The organism is Thermoanaerobacterium thermosulfurigenes (genome assembly GCF_051201035.1).
Classification (GTDB): domain Bacteria; phylum Bacillota; class Thermoanaerobacteria; order Thermoanaerobacterales; family Thermoanaerobacteraceae; genus Thermoanaerobacterium; species Thermoanaerobacterium thermosulfurigenes.
In genome coordinates, this window is record NZ_JBPODR010000003.1 from 44,606 (window position 1) to 60,069 (window position 15,464).

Below are 15,464 nucleotides of genomic sequence, written 5' to 3' on the forward strand. Positions count from 1 at the left end.
GAGGAGGATTAAACATTTATGACTGTCGAAATGAAATCTATGGATGGAAATACTGCTGCAGCGTACGCATCATACGCTTTTACAGAGGTTGCCGCTATATATCCCATCACTCCATCATCTCCAATGGCGGAGAGTGTAGATGAATGGGCTGCACATGGCAAAAAAAATATCTTTGGAGATACTGTCAAAGTGGTAGAGATGCAATCAGAAGCGGGTGCTGCAGGTGCAGTACATGGATCGCTGCAAGGAGGTGCACTGACGACTACATACACAGCATCACAGGGACTTCTCCTTATGATACCAAATATGTACAAAATTGCAGGAGAGCTTTTGCCTGGTGTTTTTCACGTAAGTGCCCGAGCAGTTGCCGCACACGCTCTATCAATTTTTGGAGACCATCAGGATGTGATGGCATGTAGGCAAACAGGTTTTGCTCTTCTTGCATCAAACAGCGTTCAAGAAGTGATGGACTTAGGGTGTATTGCACATCTTAGCGCAATTAAGTCGAGAGTGCCATTTTTGCACTTCTTTGACGGTTTTAGGACATCCCACGAAATAAAAAAGATTGAAGTGATTGATTACGAGGATCTAAAAAAACTTGTAGATTACAATGCAGTAAATGAATTCAGAAATAGAGCGTTAAACTCAGAACATCCTGTGATAAGAGGAACTGCTCAGAATCCCGATATATACTTTCAAGGAAGGGAAGCATCAAATAAGTTTTATGAAAAGGTACCAGATATAGTTGCGGAGTACATGGAAAAAATAAAAGAGCTGACAGGTAGAGAGTATCATTTGTTTGATTACTACGGTGCAAAAGATGCTGAATACGTAATAGTAGCAATGGGCTCTGTATGTGAGACAATTGAGGAAACGATTGATTACCTCTCAGGATTAGGCGAGAAAGTTGGTCTTGTAAAAGTTAGGCTTTACAGGCCATTCTCAGAAAAACACTTTTTAAATGTTATTCCAAGCACAGTCAAAAGAATAGCAGTGTTAGACAGGACAAAAGAGCCTGGTTCTATCGGTGAGCCTTTATATCTTGATGTGGTAAAAGCATTTTTTGATAAACAAGATAAACCTATAATCGTAGGAGGCAGATACGGTTTAGGTTCAAAAGATACGACGCCGTCGCAAATCATAGCAGTGTATGAGAACCTTAAAAAATACAATCCGGTAGATAGGTTTACAATAGGTATAAAAGATGATGTGACTATGACATCTTTAGATACAGGTAGATTAATAGAGACTGTGCCGCAGGGAACTGTAAGCTGCAAATTTTATGGCTTGGGCTCAGATGGAACTGTTGGCGCAAATAAATCTGCCATAAAGATAATAGGTAATAATACAAATCTTTATGTGCAAGGTTATTTTCAGTATGACAGCAAAAAATCTGGAGGAACTACCATATCCCATTTGAGATTTGGCCAAAAACCTATAAAATCCAGCTATCTTGTGTATCATGCCGATTATATAGCATGCCATAACAAGTCTTTTATTTACAACTACGACATTTTAAAAGGACTAAAAAACGGTGGAACCTTTGTCTTAAACTGCCCTTGGAGTGAATCAGAACTTGACGAAAAACTTCCAGCATCTATGAGAAGGTACATTGCAAGAAATAAGATAAATTTCTATACAATTGACGCAATATCTATTGCAAGAGAAGTAGGCTTAGGCGGTAGGATAAACATGATAATGCAGACTGTGTTTTTTAGGCTTATCAATATAATACCATTTGAAGATGCCATTAGGTACTTAAAAGAATCTATACAAAAGACTTACGGCAGCAAAGGGCAAAACATAGTCGATATGAATATTAAAGCTGTTGACAGAAGTTTAGAATCATTAAGAAAAGTTAATGTTCCTGCTTCATGGGAAAATGCCATCGAAAATGAAGATTTTGTCAAGGATGAACCGGAATTTTTGACCAAAATACAAAAACCTATGGCAAAAAATGAAGGCGATGATCTGCCTGTAAGTGCTTTTTCAGGCATGGAAGATGGTACATTTCCATTGGGAACAACAGCATACGAGAAACGTGGCATAGCGGTAATGATTCCGCAGTGGCAGATAGAAAAATGCATACAGTGCAACCAATGTTCATTGGTATGTCCTCATGCTGTTATAAGACCGTTTTTACTAAACGATGAAGAGGTGAAAAACGCACCACCTACTTTTGAGACCAAAAAAGCGGTAGGTAGAGGGCTTGAAGCGTTTCAGTATCGCATTCAGGTAAGTCCCTTAGACTGTACAGGATGTGGCAACTGTGCGGATGTGTGCCCAGCACCTGGAAAGGCACTTGTGATGATGCCAGCAGAGGGAGAAATAGAAAATCAAGCTGACAATTGGGAGTTTGCTGTAAAGATTAAGCCAAAAGATAATGTGATGGAAAAGACTACATTGAAAGGCAGCCAGTTTTCTAAGCCTCTCTTTGAATTTAATGGAGCGTGTCCTGGATGCGGAGAGACTCCTTACATAAAGCTATTGACTCAGTTGTTTGGGGATAGGATGATAATAGCAAATGCTACAGGGTGTTCTTCAATATACGGCGGAAGTGCACCATCAATACCATATACAACTAATGATTTAGGCAAAGGACCTGCGTGGGCAAATTCTCTTTTTGAGGACAATGCAGAGTACGGATATGGCATATATCTCGCAAACAATAAGATAAGGCAGAGGCTTGGGGAATTAATCTCTGAAGCGCTTAAAACACAGATACCTGATGAATTGAAAAATGCTTTTGTAGAATGGCTAAACAATAAGGATGATGGTGAAGCATCTCAACTTGCATCAAGCAAAATAATAAATATAATTAGCCGTGAAAATTTAAAATCTAATAAAATAGTACAGGAGATATACAGACTGAAAGATTACCTTGTCAAGAAGTCCCATTGGATAATAGGTGGTGATGGATGGGCATATGATATAGGTTTTGGAGGGCTGGATCATGTGTTAGCATCTGGAGAAGATGTAAATGTGCTTGTGCTGGATACTGAAGTTTACTCAAATACAGGAGGTCAGTCGTCAAAATCTACACCTACAGCGGCTATTGCAAAATTCGCAGCATCCGGCAAAAAAATAAAGAAAAAGGATTTAGGTTTGATGGCTATGAGCTATGGATACGTCTATGTGGCTCAGATTGCCTTGGGTGCAAATATGAATCATACGATAAGGGCAATTGCTGAAGCTGAAAAGTATAAAGGCCCTTCACTTATAATCGCCTACTCTCCATGTATAAATCACGGTATAAAATCAGGAATGGGTACAAGCATTAAAGAAGAGAAAAAGGCAGTTGATGCGGGATATTGGCACCTTTATAGGTACAATCCGGAGCTTAAAGCCGAAGGGAAAAATCCATTTACATTGGATTCGAAAGAACCGACAGAGTCTTACATAGACTTCTTAAAAGGCGAAATAAGGTATTCATCATTGGAGACACTTTTCCCGGATTTGGCGCAAAAGCTGTATGATGAGTCTTCAAAAGACGCAAAAGAAAGATTTGAAATCTACAAGTCTCTTTCACAACTTTAAAAAGTATGGCCTCGGTTGCTGAGGCCATACTTTTACTTTTCGTTTTCATCTACCCATTCTTTTGCGTTTATGACTTCTATCTCATTTGGGATAGGTACTTTTGCCTTGCTGGCATTTTCTTTAATATTCGCCCATGAGGCTGTTTCATGCTTTTCAATAGGTTCTTTATAATATTTTTTGCTTTTTCTTATCATAATATCAACTCCTTAAAATGTAGTATAATCATTGTGTACTATTTTATTATGCAAATTTTAGGGGGTTTTTACATGATTATAAGAGGTCATCATCTTTTGTGCATGTTAGGTTTTAAAGGATTGGGATATGATGAGGAATTTATCAAAAACATGGATAAAGTCGTTGAAAAGCTTAAAAATGATGATGATGTGTTGATAAAGCTTGTGGATAGTGTGGATAACATTTGCGAGAAATGTCCCAATAATTTATCTGGCGTGTGCAAAAATGAACATCATAGAGATAGCATTAAAGAGATGGATGATGCTGTACTCAAAGTCATTCAAATAAGACCCGGAGAATCCATGAAATATAGCGAGATTGCGACTAATATAAAGTTATTTATGACTGAAGATATTATGAATGATATATGCCGTAATTGTAGTTGGAAAGGATATGGGTATTGTGTTGATGGATTGAAAAATTTGAGATGATTAGAAATATTGGTATTTTTTTAATTGTGATTTGATGTTAAAATAAAATCAAAAGGGAAAAAGGAGGAAGTGGAAATAATATGACAGTAAGGAGCTTTTTAAAATTAGTTGAGATACAGACGAAGGCTGCCAGCGTGACACCGTTTATGCTGGGGACTGTGTATGCATTGTATGCTTTTCATGAAATCAAAGTTGTTAATTTTTTAATTATGTTTATTTCCCTAATATCGTTTGACATGGTTACTACCGCAATTAATAATTATATGGATTATAAAAAGGCAAATAAAACTTACGGGTATAATTATGAGAAGCACAATGCAATTGTAAGGGACAATCTATCTGAGACAACTGTTGTAATAACTATAGTTGTACTTCTTCTTGTAGCATCTGTGTCAGGATTTGCACTGTATTTGCGTACAAACTTAGTGGTGCTTCTAATCGGCATGATGTCATTTGCAGTTGGTATTTTGTATTCATTTGGACCTATACCTATATCCAGGATGCCACTGGGAGAGATTTTTTCGGGATTTTTTATGGGCTTTGTAATTGTATTTTTATCTGTTTTTATCCATGTATACGACAAAAATATAGCTTATGTTACATACAGCGATGGCATTTTAAATATATGGTTTAATGTGCTTGTTGTACTAAAAATTTTCTTCATGTCGTTACCGGCAGTGATGGGGATTGCCAATATCATGTTGGCAAACAACATATGCGATATTGAGGACGATTTAGAAAACAGGCGCTATACACTGCCTATATACATAGGAAAAGAAAAAGCCCTAAAATTATTTAAGGCTTTATACTATATTTCATACATCGACATAGTGGCTCTTGTGATTTTAAAGGTGCTGCCTTTATTGGTACTTATTGTATTGTTGACATTTGTGCCTGTAAATAAAAATATAAGAAAATTTTACAAAGTCCAGACAAAGAAAGATACGTTTCCACTGTCTGTCAAAAACTTTTTGATGATGAATATAGCTGAGATAATCGCATTAGGGCTGGGATTGATTTTATAACTATCACAAATCTCTTTTTTCAAATTTTTTTGCTCCGTAATACAGCAAAAAGCAAATGTAAAAGGCAATGTATAAACAACTGTGGCACAAAAAGGATGAAAATTTATTTCATGCTTATCACTAATTGTTTAAACTGTGAAGTGGTGCAGGGATTCTTCCGCCTCTTTCTATGAAATCTTTTGGTGAAAAGCTGTTTACTTTCATAACAGGTGCATGGCCTAAAAGTCCGCCAAATTCTACATGGTCACCTTCTTTTTTGCCTGGTGCTGGGATGATTCTTACGGCAGTTGTCTTTTTGTTTATCATGCCTATTGCCATTTCGTCTGCTATTATGGCTGATATGGTCTCATAAGGTGTGTCACCTGGAATTGCTATCATATCAAGGCCAACTGAGCATACACATGTCATGGCTTCAAGTTTTTCTAATGATAAGGCGCCTGCTTCAACAGCTTCTATCATTCCAGCGTCTTCACTTACAGGTATAAATGCACCACTTAAACCTCCAACGTATGATGATGCCATCACACCGCCTTTTTTTACGGCGTCGTTCAAAAGAGCCAGTGCAGCCGTTGTACCATGAGAACCGCATTTTGAAAGTCCCATTGATTCAAGTATGTTTGCTATGCTATCACCTATTTCTGGCGTTGGAGCCAAAGATAGATCGAGTATTCCAAACGAAGTGTTTAGCCTTTGTGCCGCAAGACGCCCTATGAGTTCACCAGCTCTGGTAATCTTAAATGACGTCTTTTTTATTGTCTCTGAAATTTGGCCGAAATCGGCGGTTTTTGGAAGCTTTGAAAGTGCTGCCAATACCACACCTGGTCCGCTTACACCTACGTTTATGACGCATTCACCTTCACCGACGCCGTGAAAAGCCCCTGCCATGAATGGGTTGTCTTCTGGTGCGTTGCAAAATACTACAAGCTTTGCAGCACCTATGCCGTCGTTTTCTTTTGTTCGATACGCTGTATCTTTTATGATTTTTCCCATCAAAGCTACTGCATCCATGTTTATACCTGCTTTAGTCGTTGCTACATTTACAGATGAACAAACTCTTTCTGTTTCACTGAGAACTTGAGGGATTGAATTTATAAGGTTTAGGTCTCCATCTGTAAATCCTTTATGTACTAAAGCAGAATATCCGCCTATAAAGTTTACCCCTACATTTTTTGCAGCTCTATCAAGTGACGAAGCTATTTTAATAAACTCATCTTTTTCAATATTGTCTGCAACGATGGCGATAGGCGTCACAGATATGCGCTTATTGACAATAGGAATGCCAAATTCAGATTCTAATTCTTCGGCTATCTTTACGAGATTTTCGGCTTTTTTTGTGATTTTATCGTAGATCTTTTCAGCAATTGTGTCTGCATTGTCTCCTGAGCAATCTCTTAAACTTATGCCCATAGTTATTGTCCTTATATCAAGCTTTTCCGATTGAACCATCCTTATAGTTTCTTCTATTTCTTCAAAAGCAAAGCCCATTTTAATCATTCCTTTCAATAAAACATCATGTCTATAATCTGTGCATTGCTCTAAATATGTCTTCTTTCTGAATGTCGATTTTGACTCCTAAATTTTCGCCTAAATTTTTAAGTTCTTCTTTTAATATGTTAAAGTCATTTGAAGAATTTTTTATATCAACTATCATGATCATTGTAAAGATGTCCTTTAATATCGTCTGGCTGATGTCTAAGATATTGATGTTGTTTTCAGCTAACAACTTTGAAACATTATAAATTATTCCTACTCTGTCGACACCGATTACGGATATAATGGCTTTTTGTTCACTCATGATAAACACTCCCTCCATATTTGTACATAGTATACTATATGATGAATTTTCGTGCAATACATATATGATAATAAAATCTCAAAGAAATGAAGTGGGGAAATGAAGCATATCCCCACCTTATATCACTTTTGAATTATGTTTGTTGCACCGCATTGTTCCATTGTCTCTCTTATTTTAGACACTTCTTTCTTAGGTGCTTCGACTGTAATGAGTATTCCGGAGTCAGCGTCATCAATATAGAAGTCCGTATAAGGTCTTTTTTCACCTAAGCCTTCTCTTTCTGACTTTATATCTATAGCATTGTCAACCATAAAATCCATATCCTGCACAGATTTTTTCATATTTGTTATGATCATGTCTTTTCGATCGAAACCCATCTTTTTTAAACTGTCGACTAATGCGCTTGCCATACCTTGAGTAGGGAATACGGCCGTTATTTTCATAAAAACACCTCCACATTCTAATATTCCACATAATAGATTTAATTATAAAATGCGTTTTCTTTCTTTTGTTTTGTATTTACTTTGTTAAATTATTGTGGTATACTATCATTTAGTACCACCCCCTATCTAGGGGATATATGATGCATTTAATAAAAGGTGGTGACGAGATGGAAGCGAAAGAAAACATAATAAATAGATACGAAAAATTAGCTGAAGAAGATGACAATTTAAGCTGTGGCGGCAAGAATATCGTTTTGGCAGATTTAAAAGAAGGAGAAAATGTGCTTGATTTAGGATGTGGCAGAGGAAATGACGTTTTAAATGCTGCAAAGATAATAGGTGAAAGAGGAATTGCAGTAGGTCTCGATCTTACTGAAAAAATGATCGAAGAAGCTGAAAAAAACAGAAAGAAGCTTAATATAAAGAATGCTGAGTTTGTTGTAGGAGATGTTGAAAGCATACCACTTGAAAGTGAAAAGTTTGACGTTGTCATAAGCGATTGTGTGATAAATCATGCAAAAGACAAAGAGAGAGTTTATAAAGAAATTTACAGGGTTCTTAAAGCTGGTGGAAGATTTATTGTTTCAGACGTGGTGTCAAAAGATAGACTTCCAGATGAGATTGTAAATGACCCTGAAGCTTGGGCTGACTGCTTCGGCGGAGCTATTCCGGAGGAAGATTATATAAAAGCCATAAACAATGCAGGTTTTAAAGAAATAGAATATCTTAAAAAGCGTGAATACATGAAAAATGGATATCCAGTTGCAAGTATAACAATCAAAGGTATTAAAAGGTAGATATCTTGCATTAAAAGGAGGTGATTTAGGTGAAAGCTGTAACAAATAAGAATTCAAATTGCTGCACAACACAAAACAGCAGTGTTGCACAATGCTGCTCAAAGTCATCGAAGCTTGTTGTAGGCTGCCATGACTAAAAAAATGCGGTAGAATTTCTACCGCATAAATTAAGGAGTGATTTTATTGTACTTTAGTAAGTATAACATGATTCTACCTTTTAGTGAAGAGAAAAATGACTTTATTATTTTAAATTTGCTATCAGGTAGTTCAGATATTGCTTCAAAAGATGAGGTAGATAAGCTTTATGATATAAAATCAGGTAAGGATGTTTACGACATCGACTTTCTCGATTACGTCATTGACAGAGGATATGTATATGAAGAAAAAGAGCATGAGGATATAAGGATAAAAGAAGCGTATGAAGAATTTAAGGAGATAATGGATGAATCGCCAACACAGATATTGCTGGTGCCAACGTATGGATGCAATTTTTCTTGCATCTATTGCTACGAAAGAGGAATACCAACAAAGAAAGATTTAATAACGAAAGAGGCTGTAGATGCCTTTTTTGATGATATAAATGATAGGTTTAAGTTGGAGAAGGTAAGGCCGTACATTACGCTCTTTGGTGGAGAGCCTTTTATAGACACAGATGTTCAAAAAGACATTATTAATTACATTGTAGAAAAGAGCAAGCTGTACGGTTATGAGATAGCTGCAGTTACTAATGGTTACAATGTATTAGAGTATATAGACATCCTTAAAAAAGGGAATGTGAAAGAAATACAGGTAACTCTTGATGGGCCTAAGGAAGTCCACAACAGGCGAAGAAAGCTATTAGGCGGTGGAGATAGTTTTGAAAAGATTCTATTGGGAATTGACAGCCTAATCGAGAATGACATGCCTGTGAATTTAAGGGTTGTGGTTGATAAAGACAATTATTCTTATCTGCCGGAATTGGCAGAAATTCTTGATAAAAAAGGGTATCTCGATCTGGATGGTACTAAATTTAAGACGCAGATAGGCAGGAATTATGAGCTTTTCGAATGTTCCTTAAACCATCAAAGCCTTATGTCACAAGTGGAGCAGTGGGCTACATTTGTAGAGCTATCTAAAAAGTATTCAATACTTAAAAAATTTCATAAACCAGATTTTAAAGGCATGAGAAATGTGCTTGTTTCAGGTACTATGTATTCTCCTACATTTGATACATGTCCTGCTGGCAAAAAAGAATGGCTTTACGATTTGTACGGCGATATATATGGATGTACTGCAAGCTGCGGTAGGAAAGATTATCGCTTAGGTACTTTTTATCCTGAGAGAAGGATTTTTGATGATAAAGTTTTGCCGTGGAAAGAGAGAAACGTCTTAAATATACCACAGTGCAAAGAATGCCCTGTAAGTTTAGTTTGCGGCGGTGGCTGTGGAGTCGTCGCGAATGAAAGAAATGGCAGTATATTATCTCCTGATTGTAGAGACATAAAAAAATTATATGAATTAGGTGTTGAGTATTATAGAGATGAAGTATTAATTCAAGATTAAAAATTTTAAGGAGGATGTATTTATGGTAAGAGAAATCAATGCTAATGAATTTGAAGAGGTTGTTTTAAATTCTAAAAAGCCAGTTGTAGTAGATTTTTATTCTACTGATTGTCCACCGTGTGCCCAACTAAAACCGATATTTCATAGATTAGCCGATGTATATAAAGATCACATGGAATTTGTTGAAATATACAGACAAGGCAATAAAGATTTAGCATTAAGCCTTGGCGTAAAAGGAAGCCCTACACTTTTGTTCTTTAGAGACGGTAAAGAAACTGGTGAGAGATTAAATGGATATATTTCAAAGCCAGATCTTCGCAAGGCAGTAGAAAAGGTGATAGGTTTTTCACTTTTGGACAAAGAGCCAGAGAAGGTTGAGTGCGATGTTCTAATAATGGGCGGAGGACCTGCAGGTCTTACGGCTGCTTTGTACTCAGCAAGGGCAAACTTGAAGACGGTTGTCATAGATGAAGCAACTACAGGCGGTCAAGCAGCAAACACATATTATATAGAAAATTATCCTGGAACAGAAGGTCAGATCGAAGGAAAGAAATTGACGGAAAACATGAGAAAACAGGCAGAAAGCTTTGGTGCAATCATTGATGATTTAAAAGAAGTATTTGAGATTAAGCTTACTGACGATGAGAAATTTGTAAGAACAGAGGACAAGATATACTATCCTAAAGCTGTTATAATAGCTATGGGAGCGCAGCCAAGAAAGCTTCCTGCAGAAGGAGAAGCTGAATTCAGAGGAAAAGGCATTCACTATTGTGCAATATGCGATGGTGCAATGTATGAAGGAAAACACGTGGCTGTAATAGGTGGAGGCAATTCTGCCATTCAGGAAGCATTGTACCTTGCAAACATCGCTGACAAGGTAACGGTTATACACGAATTCGATAATTTGCAGGCTTCAAATGTGCTGCAAGAAAAAGCCTTTACCAATCCTAAGATAAACTTTATTTGGGAGTCTCACGTTGTAAAGGCAAATGGAGATGGAATGCTTAAATCTCTGACGTATAAGAACTTAAAGACAGGTGAACTTAAAGATATAGAAGTTGATGGCGTATTTGTCTACATTGGTCTTACACCTAAGACAGACATATTTAAGGGAATACTTGAGTTAAATCAATATGGCTACATCAAAGCAGATGAGGATCTAATGACAAATGTGAAAGGCGTATTTGTTGCTGGTGATATAAGAGATAAAAAGATAAGGCAAGTTGTCACTGCAGCAGGAGATGGAGCCGTTGCTGCTGTAAGCGCAGAAAGGTATATACAGGAGCTGTGATTTTGCATACTTTTAAAAAGTATGAAAGGAGATAATGATGGAGTGCTGCGAGACAAAGTACATGGAAAATTGCATGATATGTGGGAAGCCGCTCATCTATTTAGAAAAGCCAGTATTGAAAAGATGCGAATACTGTGGTATAGAAGAATTAACTCTTGCCCACTGTACGGATGGGCACTACGTTTGCGACAAATGTCACGCAAAGGACGGCATTGAGGTCATAAAGGATTATTGTCTGTCTACAGATTCTAAAGACCCTATGGAGATTGTGGAAAATATCATGTCAGACAGCAGGATACCAATGCATGGACCAGAACATCATGCATTGGTTCCTGCAGCAATAGTCACGGCTTACAAAAATTTGACAGGAAAAGTTTCTGACGACGATATCTTAGAGGCAGTAAACCGTGGGAAAGAGATTCCTGGCGGAGCATGTGGTTATTATGGTGCCTGTGGTGCGGGTATTGGAATCGGTGTTGCTATTTCCGTCATTTACAAAGCTACACCTCTTACACCTCTTAAAAGGACTAAGGCACATTTAGCTGTTGCAAGTGCCCTTAAAAGCATCGGTGAAGCTGGTGGTGCCAGATGTTGTAAGAAATGTACAAGGATATCAATAGAAGAAGCAGTAGAATTTTTTGAAAAAGAATTGAATGTCAAATTTCCTACAACTTTTGAAAGGACAGATGATTGTAATTACTCAAAGAGAAACAGGGAATGCTATTATATGTGCAAGTACAGAAAATTGGAAAAGTCAGAAAGGAGTGTGAAATATGGGTCTTGACATCACTAAAGAAGTGGCTTATTCATTTGCTGAAGCTGTGGAAAAGGTTAAAGAAGTTTTGAAAGGCGTAGGATTTGGAATATTAGTTGAGCTTGATATGAAAGATACGATAAAAAAGAAAATAGGTAAAGATATGATGAATTACGTCATACTTGGTGCCTGCAATCCCACTTATGCTTACGAAGTATTAAACATTGACCCTGAAGTAGGGCTTTTGCTGCCTTGCAATGTGATTGTGTACGAAAAGAGTGATGGCGGTGTAGTGGTATCTGCAATTGATCCTTTAAAAGCATTACCTTCTAATGATGAAAAATTATCTAAAATTGCAGAAGAAGTTGCTGATAAGTTGAAAAAAGCCATAAATATGCTGTAGAATAAATAGAGGTGATACAATTGGCAATTGATATTGAATCAGATTTGAAACGGGCTTTAGAACTATTGGGTGAAGGACGTGTGTTTGCATTAGATGTAGGTACTGGTAGAGCCCGTATGGCTTACGCATTGGCCAGGTACGGTTATGATGTGGTGTCATTAGAGTACAATATTGATACGCTAAAAAAAGCTAAAGAAATCATAAGCAATGAAGATGTGGAAGGCAAAATCTTGTTTGTACATGGTGATGCACATAGTATGCCGTTTATTGATGAATCTTTTGAGGTTGTCGCATCTTACAATGCAATGCACCACATGAGCGACTATAATATTGCCATTGACGAGATGGTGAGAGTACTGAGAAAAGGCGGCAAGATATTGATAACAGAGCTTAACGATGTAGGCAAGGAAAGAGTTGCCGAATCTCACAGGCAAAGAGGAAGCCATCATGAAGCAAAGATAGACATTTACGATGTAGTAAATTACCTTAAAGATAAGCACAATATTGTAGGTGAGATTTCTAAAGGAGAATTTATCGACATATTTTACGGAGTAAAATAAATCAGGATAAATTTGGTTGTTGACAAATCTACAAAATATGATAAAATATGATATGTCTTAGGCCCCGTGGTCAAGTGGTTAAGACATCGCCCTTTCACGGCGGTAACATGGGTTCGAATCCCGTCGGGGTCACCAAATTTGAATATTACGAAGGAAGCTACAAAATTGTAGCTTTTTTTATTTTATTTATATAAAATGTCGTCAAAAAAATTTAAGCTACCACCATATATTTACAAATTTTACCTTATATTGGATGTTATAATCATATCAAAAAAAATGGTGGTGGTAAATATGCAGAGTGCTGATATTCTTCCTTACTCAAGGATAGGAAGAAAAGAAAGCAATGAAAAATTGCAAAAAGACAATGTAAAATTTATATTCAATGCTTTAATTTTTGCATTGATAGGTTTTGTCATAGGTCGTGCACAAATAATGGACAACCTTATTCCGTTTGGTGTGGCGTATTTTGCATCTCTCTTAATGCAAAAGAGAAAGTACTTTTTGTCAGGAATTGGAGTCTACCTTGGAGTATTGTCTTTACCCGGTATCAATAGCATCAAATATCTAATCGTTTTGGTTTTGATATTGGCTTTTGAGCATCTATTAAAAGTTAAAAGCAAAAATATTTTTAAAGTGGCGTTGATAACATTTTTCTCGCTGCTTTTAGTAGACCTCATCTACAGCAAAGCGTATGGATTTTTGCTGTTTGACGTAATGACGTCTATTTACGAATCTGTCATAGCCATGTTAATGGTATTCATATTTAATCAGGCAATTTTACTCTTGGGTAGCTCAAACAGAAAAGTCATATCAAACGAAGAAATCATATCATTGTGTATATTGTTAAGTATTTTTATCTTAGGCCTTGATAATATAAAGGTGTGGAGATTTAACTTAAATAGCTCATTTGGCATACTTACTATACTGATGAGTTCGTACATAGGTGGTGTAGGCACGGGTGCCAGCGTAGGAACTACCATTGGTCTTATTGGAAGCCTTGCTCTTACAAATACTCCTACATCTGTAGGATTATACGGGTTTACAGGACTTTTGTCTGGAAGTATGAAAAAACTTGGCAGATTGGGAATTACATTGGGATTTTTTACTGCTGCTGCTATTATGACATTTTATGTCAATGCATTTGCAAATATGATCATCAGTCCTTACGATTTTGCTTTAGCTTCTTTAGTGTTTTTATCTGTTCCTAAAAAGAGGTTAGATCATCTTGTGTCAATTGTAAAAGGCGATAAAAACTTGTTACAGCGAAACTACAGTGTAAAACTTAAAGAAGTGGTGACTGATAAATTAAAAGAGTATGCCGAAGTGTTCGACGAGTTAGGGAAAAGCTTTAAAAAGGCCAATGAGAAGATCTTAGATCACAAGGATATATCATATCTTTTTGAAGAAATAGCCAATAAGACATGTACTGATTGTGCTATGTACAAAATGTGCTGGGATAAAGATTTTTATTTTACATATAAAAGCATGTTTGATTTAGTAGAAAGCCTGGAAGGAACAGGGAATGTTGAAAGCAACAAGCTTTATAAAAAGTGCATAAGGTTTCCTGAGCTTCTTAATTGTACGAGGCATAATCTCATGATTTACAAGATAAACATGCAGTGGAGGGAAAGGCTTAAAGATGCCAAGAATATTGTTTCAAACCAATTAAAAGGCATTTCCTCAGTTATATCAAACATGGCTGACGATATAAGCATGGACATCACTTTCAAAGATGATCTTGAACAGTATCTGCTTGTAGAATTGGATAAAAGAGGGATACCTGTAGACGATGCTATAGTTTACGATGCTGGAGACGGAAATGTGGTGATAAAGATATACAAGAAAGCCTGTTATGCAGCTAAAGAATGCGAGAAAAAAATTATTCCGGCTGTATCAGAGATTATGGGGGAGAAGTACGAGCGGAAAAATACTTTGTGTTCTATAAATAATAAAGGGCGGTGCAGCTTGACTCTTACAAGAGCTGAAAGCTATCAAGTATCCACAGGCATTAGCAAAATCAGTAAAAGCGCCAATAAAATATCTGGTGACACATACTCTTTCATGGAACTGGAAGGCGGAAAGTACATGGCGGCTTTAAGCGATGGTATGGGTTTTGGCTTAAGAGCAGCTTCTGAAAGCAGTACGACAATATCCTTGCTGGAAAGATTCATTGAGGCGGGATTCGATAAAGGCTTGGTTGTACAAACTATAAATTCTATTCTGGCATTAAGGTCAGCTGAGGAGATGTTCTCGACAGTTGACATATCGTTTATAGATTTGTTTACGGGAGATGCAGAGTTTATAAAGATCGGCGCCTCAGCCACATTTATAAAGAGCGGAAAAGATGTGGATGTGATTGAATCCAGTTCATTGCCTATCGGTATTTTGGAAGACGTCGATGCAGATATTCACGATAGGAAGTTAAAAGACGGTGACTTTGTGATTTTGACGACAGACGGGGTATTAGACTGCTTTGATGGTAACAAAGAAGAAAGCATGGCAAGATTTTTAAGAAACCTTGATTTAAAGGATCCTCAGGACATGGCTGAAGCTATAATGAAGAAATGCCTTGAGCTTTGTGAAAACAAGCCTAAAGACGACATGACAGTGCTTACGGTAAAAGTTTGGAAAAAGCGATTGTAAGCTGAATAA

At 36.9% G+C, this 15,464-nt stretch carries 14 protein-coding genes and 1 tRNA gene; 11 read left to right on the forward strand and 4 right to left on the reverse strand.

Features of this window, described 5'->3' with window-relative positions:
• The first annotated feature begins 18 nt into the window (after positions 1-18).
• The gene (nifJ, locus tag HNR52_RS01630) at positions 19-3,537 is read left to right on the forward strand and encodes a pyruvate:ferredoxin (flavodoxin) oxidoreductase (protein ID WP_435619503.1); all 3,519 of its coding nucleotides are present in this window, start codon (positions 19-21) and stop codon (positions 3,535-3,537) included.
• Positions 3,538-3,569: 32 nt separating this feature from the next.
• On the opposite strand, the gene HNR52_RS01635 is transcribed toward nifJ, so the two are convergent.
• Positions 3,570-3,731 carry a CDIF630_02480 family spore surface protein gene (locus HNR52_RS01635; protein WP_013787058.1) on the reverse strand — a complete coding sequence of 54 codons (162 nt, stop codon included), beginning with the start codon at positions 3,729-3,731 and terminating at the stop codon, positions 3,570-3,572.
• 72 nt (positions 3,732-3,803) lie between these two features.
• On the opposite strand from HNR52_RS01635, the gene HNR52_RS01640 reads away from it, so the two are divergent.
• Both HNR52_RS01640 and menA read left to right on the forward strand, forming a co-directional pair.
• Positions 3,804-4,202, forward strand: coding sequence for a DUF1284 domain-containing protein (locus tag HNR52_RS01640; protein WP_435619504.1), 399 nt, complete (start codon positions 3,804-3,806; stop codon positions 4,200-4,202).
• An 80-nt stretch (positions 4,203-4,282) separates the two neighbouring features.
• Complete coding sequence (gene menA / locus HNR52_RS01645; protein ID WP_435619505.1) at positions 4,283-5,227, forward strand: 1,4-dihydroxy-2-naphthoate polyprenyltransferase; 945 nt, start codon at positions 4,283-4,285, stop codon at positions 5,225-5,227.
• A gap of 120 nt (positions 5,228-5,347) precedes the next feature.
• On the opposite strand, the gene HNR52_RS01650 is transcribed toward menA, so the two are convergent.
• The 3 genes from HNR52_RS01650 to HNR52_RS01660 form a co-directional block, all read right to left on the reverse strand.
• The gene (locus HNR52_RS01650) at positions 5,348-6,712 is read right to left on the reverse strand and encodes a PFL family protein (protein ID WP_435619544.1); all 1,365 of its coding nucleotides are present in this window, start codon (positions 6,710-6,712) and stop codon (positions 5,348-5,350) included.
• 31 nt (positions 6,713-6,743) lie between these two features.
• Positions 6,744-7,022 (reverse strand): ACT domain-containing protein, encoded by a 279-nt coding sequence (locus HNR52_RS01655; protein WP_085112773.1) that lies wholly within the window; start codon positions 7,020-7,022, stop codon positions 6,744-6,746.
• A 122-nt stretch (positions 7,023-7,144) separates the two neighbouring features.
• Positions 7,145-7,465: a hypothetical protein gene (locus HNR52_RS01660; RefSeq protein ID WP_013787063.1), complete on the reverse strand. Its 321-nt coding sequence runs from the start codon at positions 7,463-7,465 to the stop codon at positions 7,145-7,147.
• Between the two features lie 140 nt (positions 7,466-7,605).
• Here HNR52_RS01660 and HNR52_RS01665 point away from each other — a divergent pair, with 140 nt between their 5' ends.
• The 8 genes from HNR52_RS01665 to spoIIE all read left to right on the forward strand — a co-directional run bounded on the left by HNR52_RS01665 (position 7,606) and on the right by spoIIE (position 15,455).
• Complete coding sequence (locus tag HNR52_RS01665) at positions 7,606-8,262, forward strand: methyltransferase domain-containing protein (RefSeq protein WP_230197615.1); 657 nt, start codon at positions 7,606-7,608, stop codon at positions 8,260-8,262.
• Positions 8,263-8,436: 174 nt separating this feature from the next.
• Positions 8,437-9,804, forward strand: coding sequence for a radical SAM protein (locus tag HNR52_RS01670; protein WP_435619506.1), 1,368 nt, complete (start codon positions 8,437-8,439; stop codon positions 9,802-9,804).
• A 22-nt stretch (positions 9,805-9,826) separates the two neighbouring features.
• Positions 9,827-11,095, forward strand: a complete 1,269-nt coding sequence (gene trxB / locus HNR52_RS01675; protein ID WP_013787066.1) for a thioredoxin-disulfide reductase — start codon at positions 9,827-9,829, stop codon at positions 11,093-11,095.
• A 37-nt stretch (positions 11,096-11,132) separates the two neighbouring features.
• Positions 11,133-11,879, forward strand: coding sequence for a DUF5714 domain-containing protein (locus tag HNR52_RS01680; RefSeq protein WP_435619507.1), 747 nt, complete (start codon positions 11,133-11,135; stop codon positions 11,877-11,879).
• Positions 11,869-12,252 carry a DUF302 domain-containing protein gene (locus tag HNR52_RS01685; protein ID WP_435619508.1) on the forward strand — a complete coding sequence of 128 codons (384 nt, stop codon included), beginning with the start codon at positions 11,869-11,871 and terminating at the stop codon, positions 12,250-12,252. Before HNR52_RS01680 ends, HNR52_RS01685 begins: the two co-directional genes overlap by 11 nt.
• Positions 12,253-12,263: 11 nt before the next feature.
• A complete protein-coding gene (locus tag HNR52_RS01690; RefSeq protein ID WP_435619509.1) occupies positions 12,264-12,812 on the forward strand; it encodes a class I SAM-dependent methyltransferase in 549 nt (182 codons plus the stop codon).
• Between the two features lie 60 nt (positions 12,813-12,872).
• Positions 12,873-12,947, forward strand: a tRNA-Glu gene (locus HNR52_RS01695).
• 156 nt (positions 12,948-13,103) lie between these two features.
• Positions 13,104-15,455, forward strand: coding sequence for a stage II sporulation protein E (gene spoIIE / locus HNR52_RS01700; protein ID WP_435619510.1), 2,352 nt, complete (start codon positions 13,104-13,106; stop codon positions 15,453-15,455).
• Positions 15,456-15,464 lie beyond the last annotated feature (9 nt).

What these genes read in the sequence shown, in the direction of transcription:
- HNR52_RS01660 (WP_013787063.1), bottom strand. Translation starts at nt 7,465, where the DNA reads ATGAAAATAACGGCCGTATTCCCTACTCAAGGTATGGCAAGCGCATTA.
- menA (WP_435619505.1), top strand. Translation starts at nt 4,283, where the DNA reads ATGACAGTAAGGAGCTTTTTAAAATTAGTTGAGATACAGACGAAGGCT.
- HNR52_RS01665 (WP_230197615.1), top strand. Translation starts at nt 7,606, where the DNA reads ATGCATTTAATAAAAGGTGGTGACGAGATGGAAGCGAAAGAAAACATA.
- spoIIE (WP_435619510.1), top strand. Translation starts at nt 13,104, where the DNA reads ATGCAGAGTGCTGATATTCTTCCTTACTCAAGGATAGGAAGAAAAGAA.
- nifJ (WP_435619503.1), top strand. Translation starts at nt 19, where the DNA reads ATGACTGTCGAAATGAAATCTATGGATGGAAATACTGCTGCAGCGTAC.
- HNR52_RS01655 (WP_085112773.1), bottom strand. Translation starts at nt 7,022, where the DNA reads ATGAGTGAACAAAAAGCCATTATATCCGTAATCGGTGTCGACAGAGTA.
- HNR52_RS01640 (WP_435619504.1), top strand. Translation starts at nt 3,804, where the DNA reads ATGATTATAAGAGGTCATCATCTTTTGTGCATGTTAGGTTTTAAAGGA.
- HNR52_RS01685 (WP_435619508.1), top strand. Translation starts at nt 11,869, where the DNA reads ATGGGTCTTGACATCACTAAAGAAGTGGCTTATTCATTTGCTGAAGCT.
- HNR52_RS01635 (WP_013787058.1), bottom strand. Translation starts at nt 3,731, where the DNA reads ATGATAAGAAAAAGCAAAAAATATTATAAAGAACCTATTGAAAAGCAT.
- trxB (WP_013787066.1), top strand. Translation starts at nt 9,827, where the DNA reads ATGGTAAGAGAAATCAATGCTAATGAATTTGAAGAGGTTGTTTTAAAT.
- HNR52_RS01680 (WP_435619507.1), top strand. Translation starts at nt 11,133, where the DNA reads ATGGAGTGCTGCGAGACAAAGTACATGGAAAATTGCATGATATGTGGG.
- HNR52_RS01650 (WP_435619544.1), bottom strand. Translation starts at nt 6,712, where the DNA reads ATGGGCTTTGCTTTTGAAGAAATAGAAGAAACTATAAGGATGGTTCAA.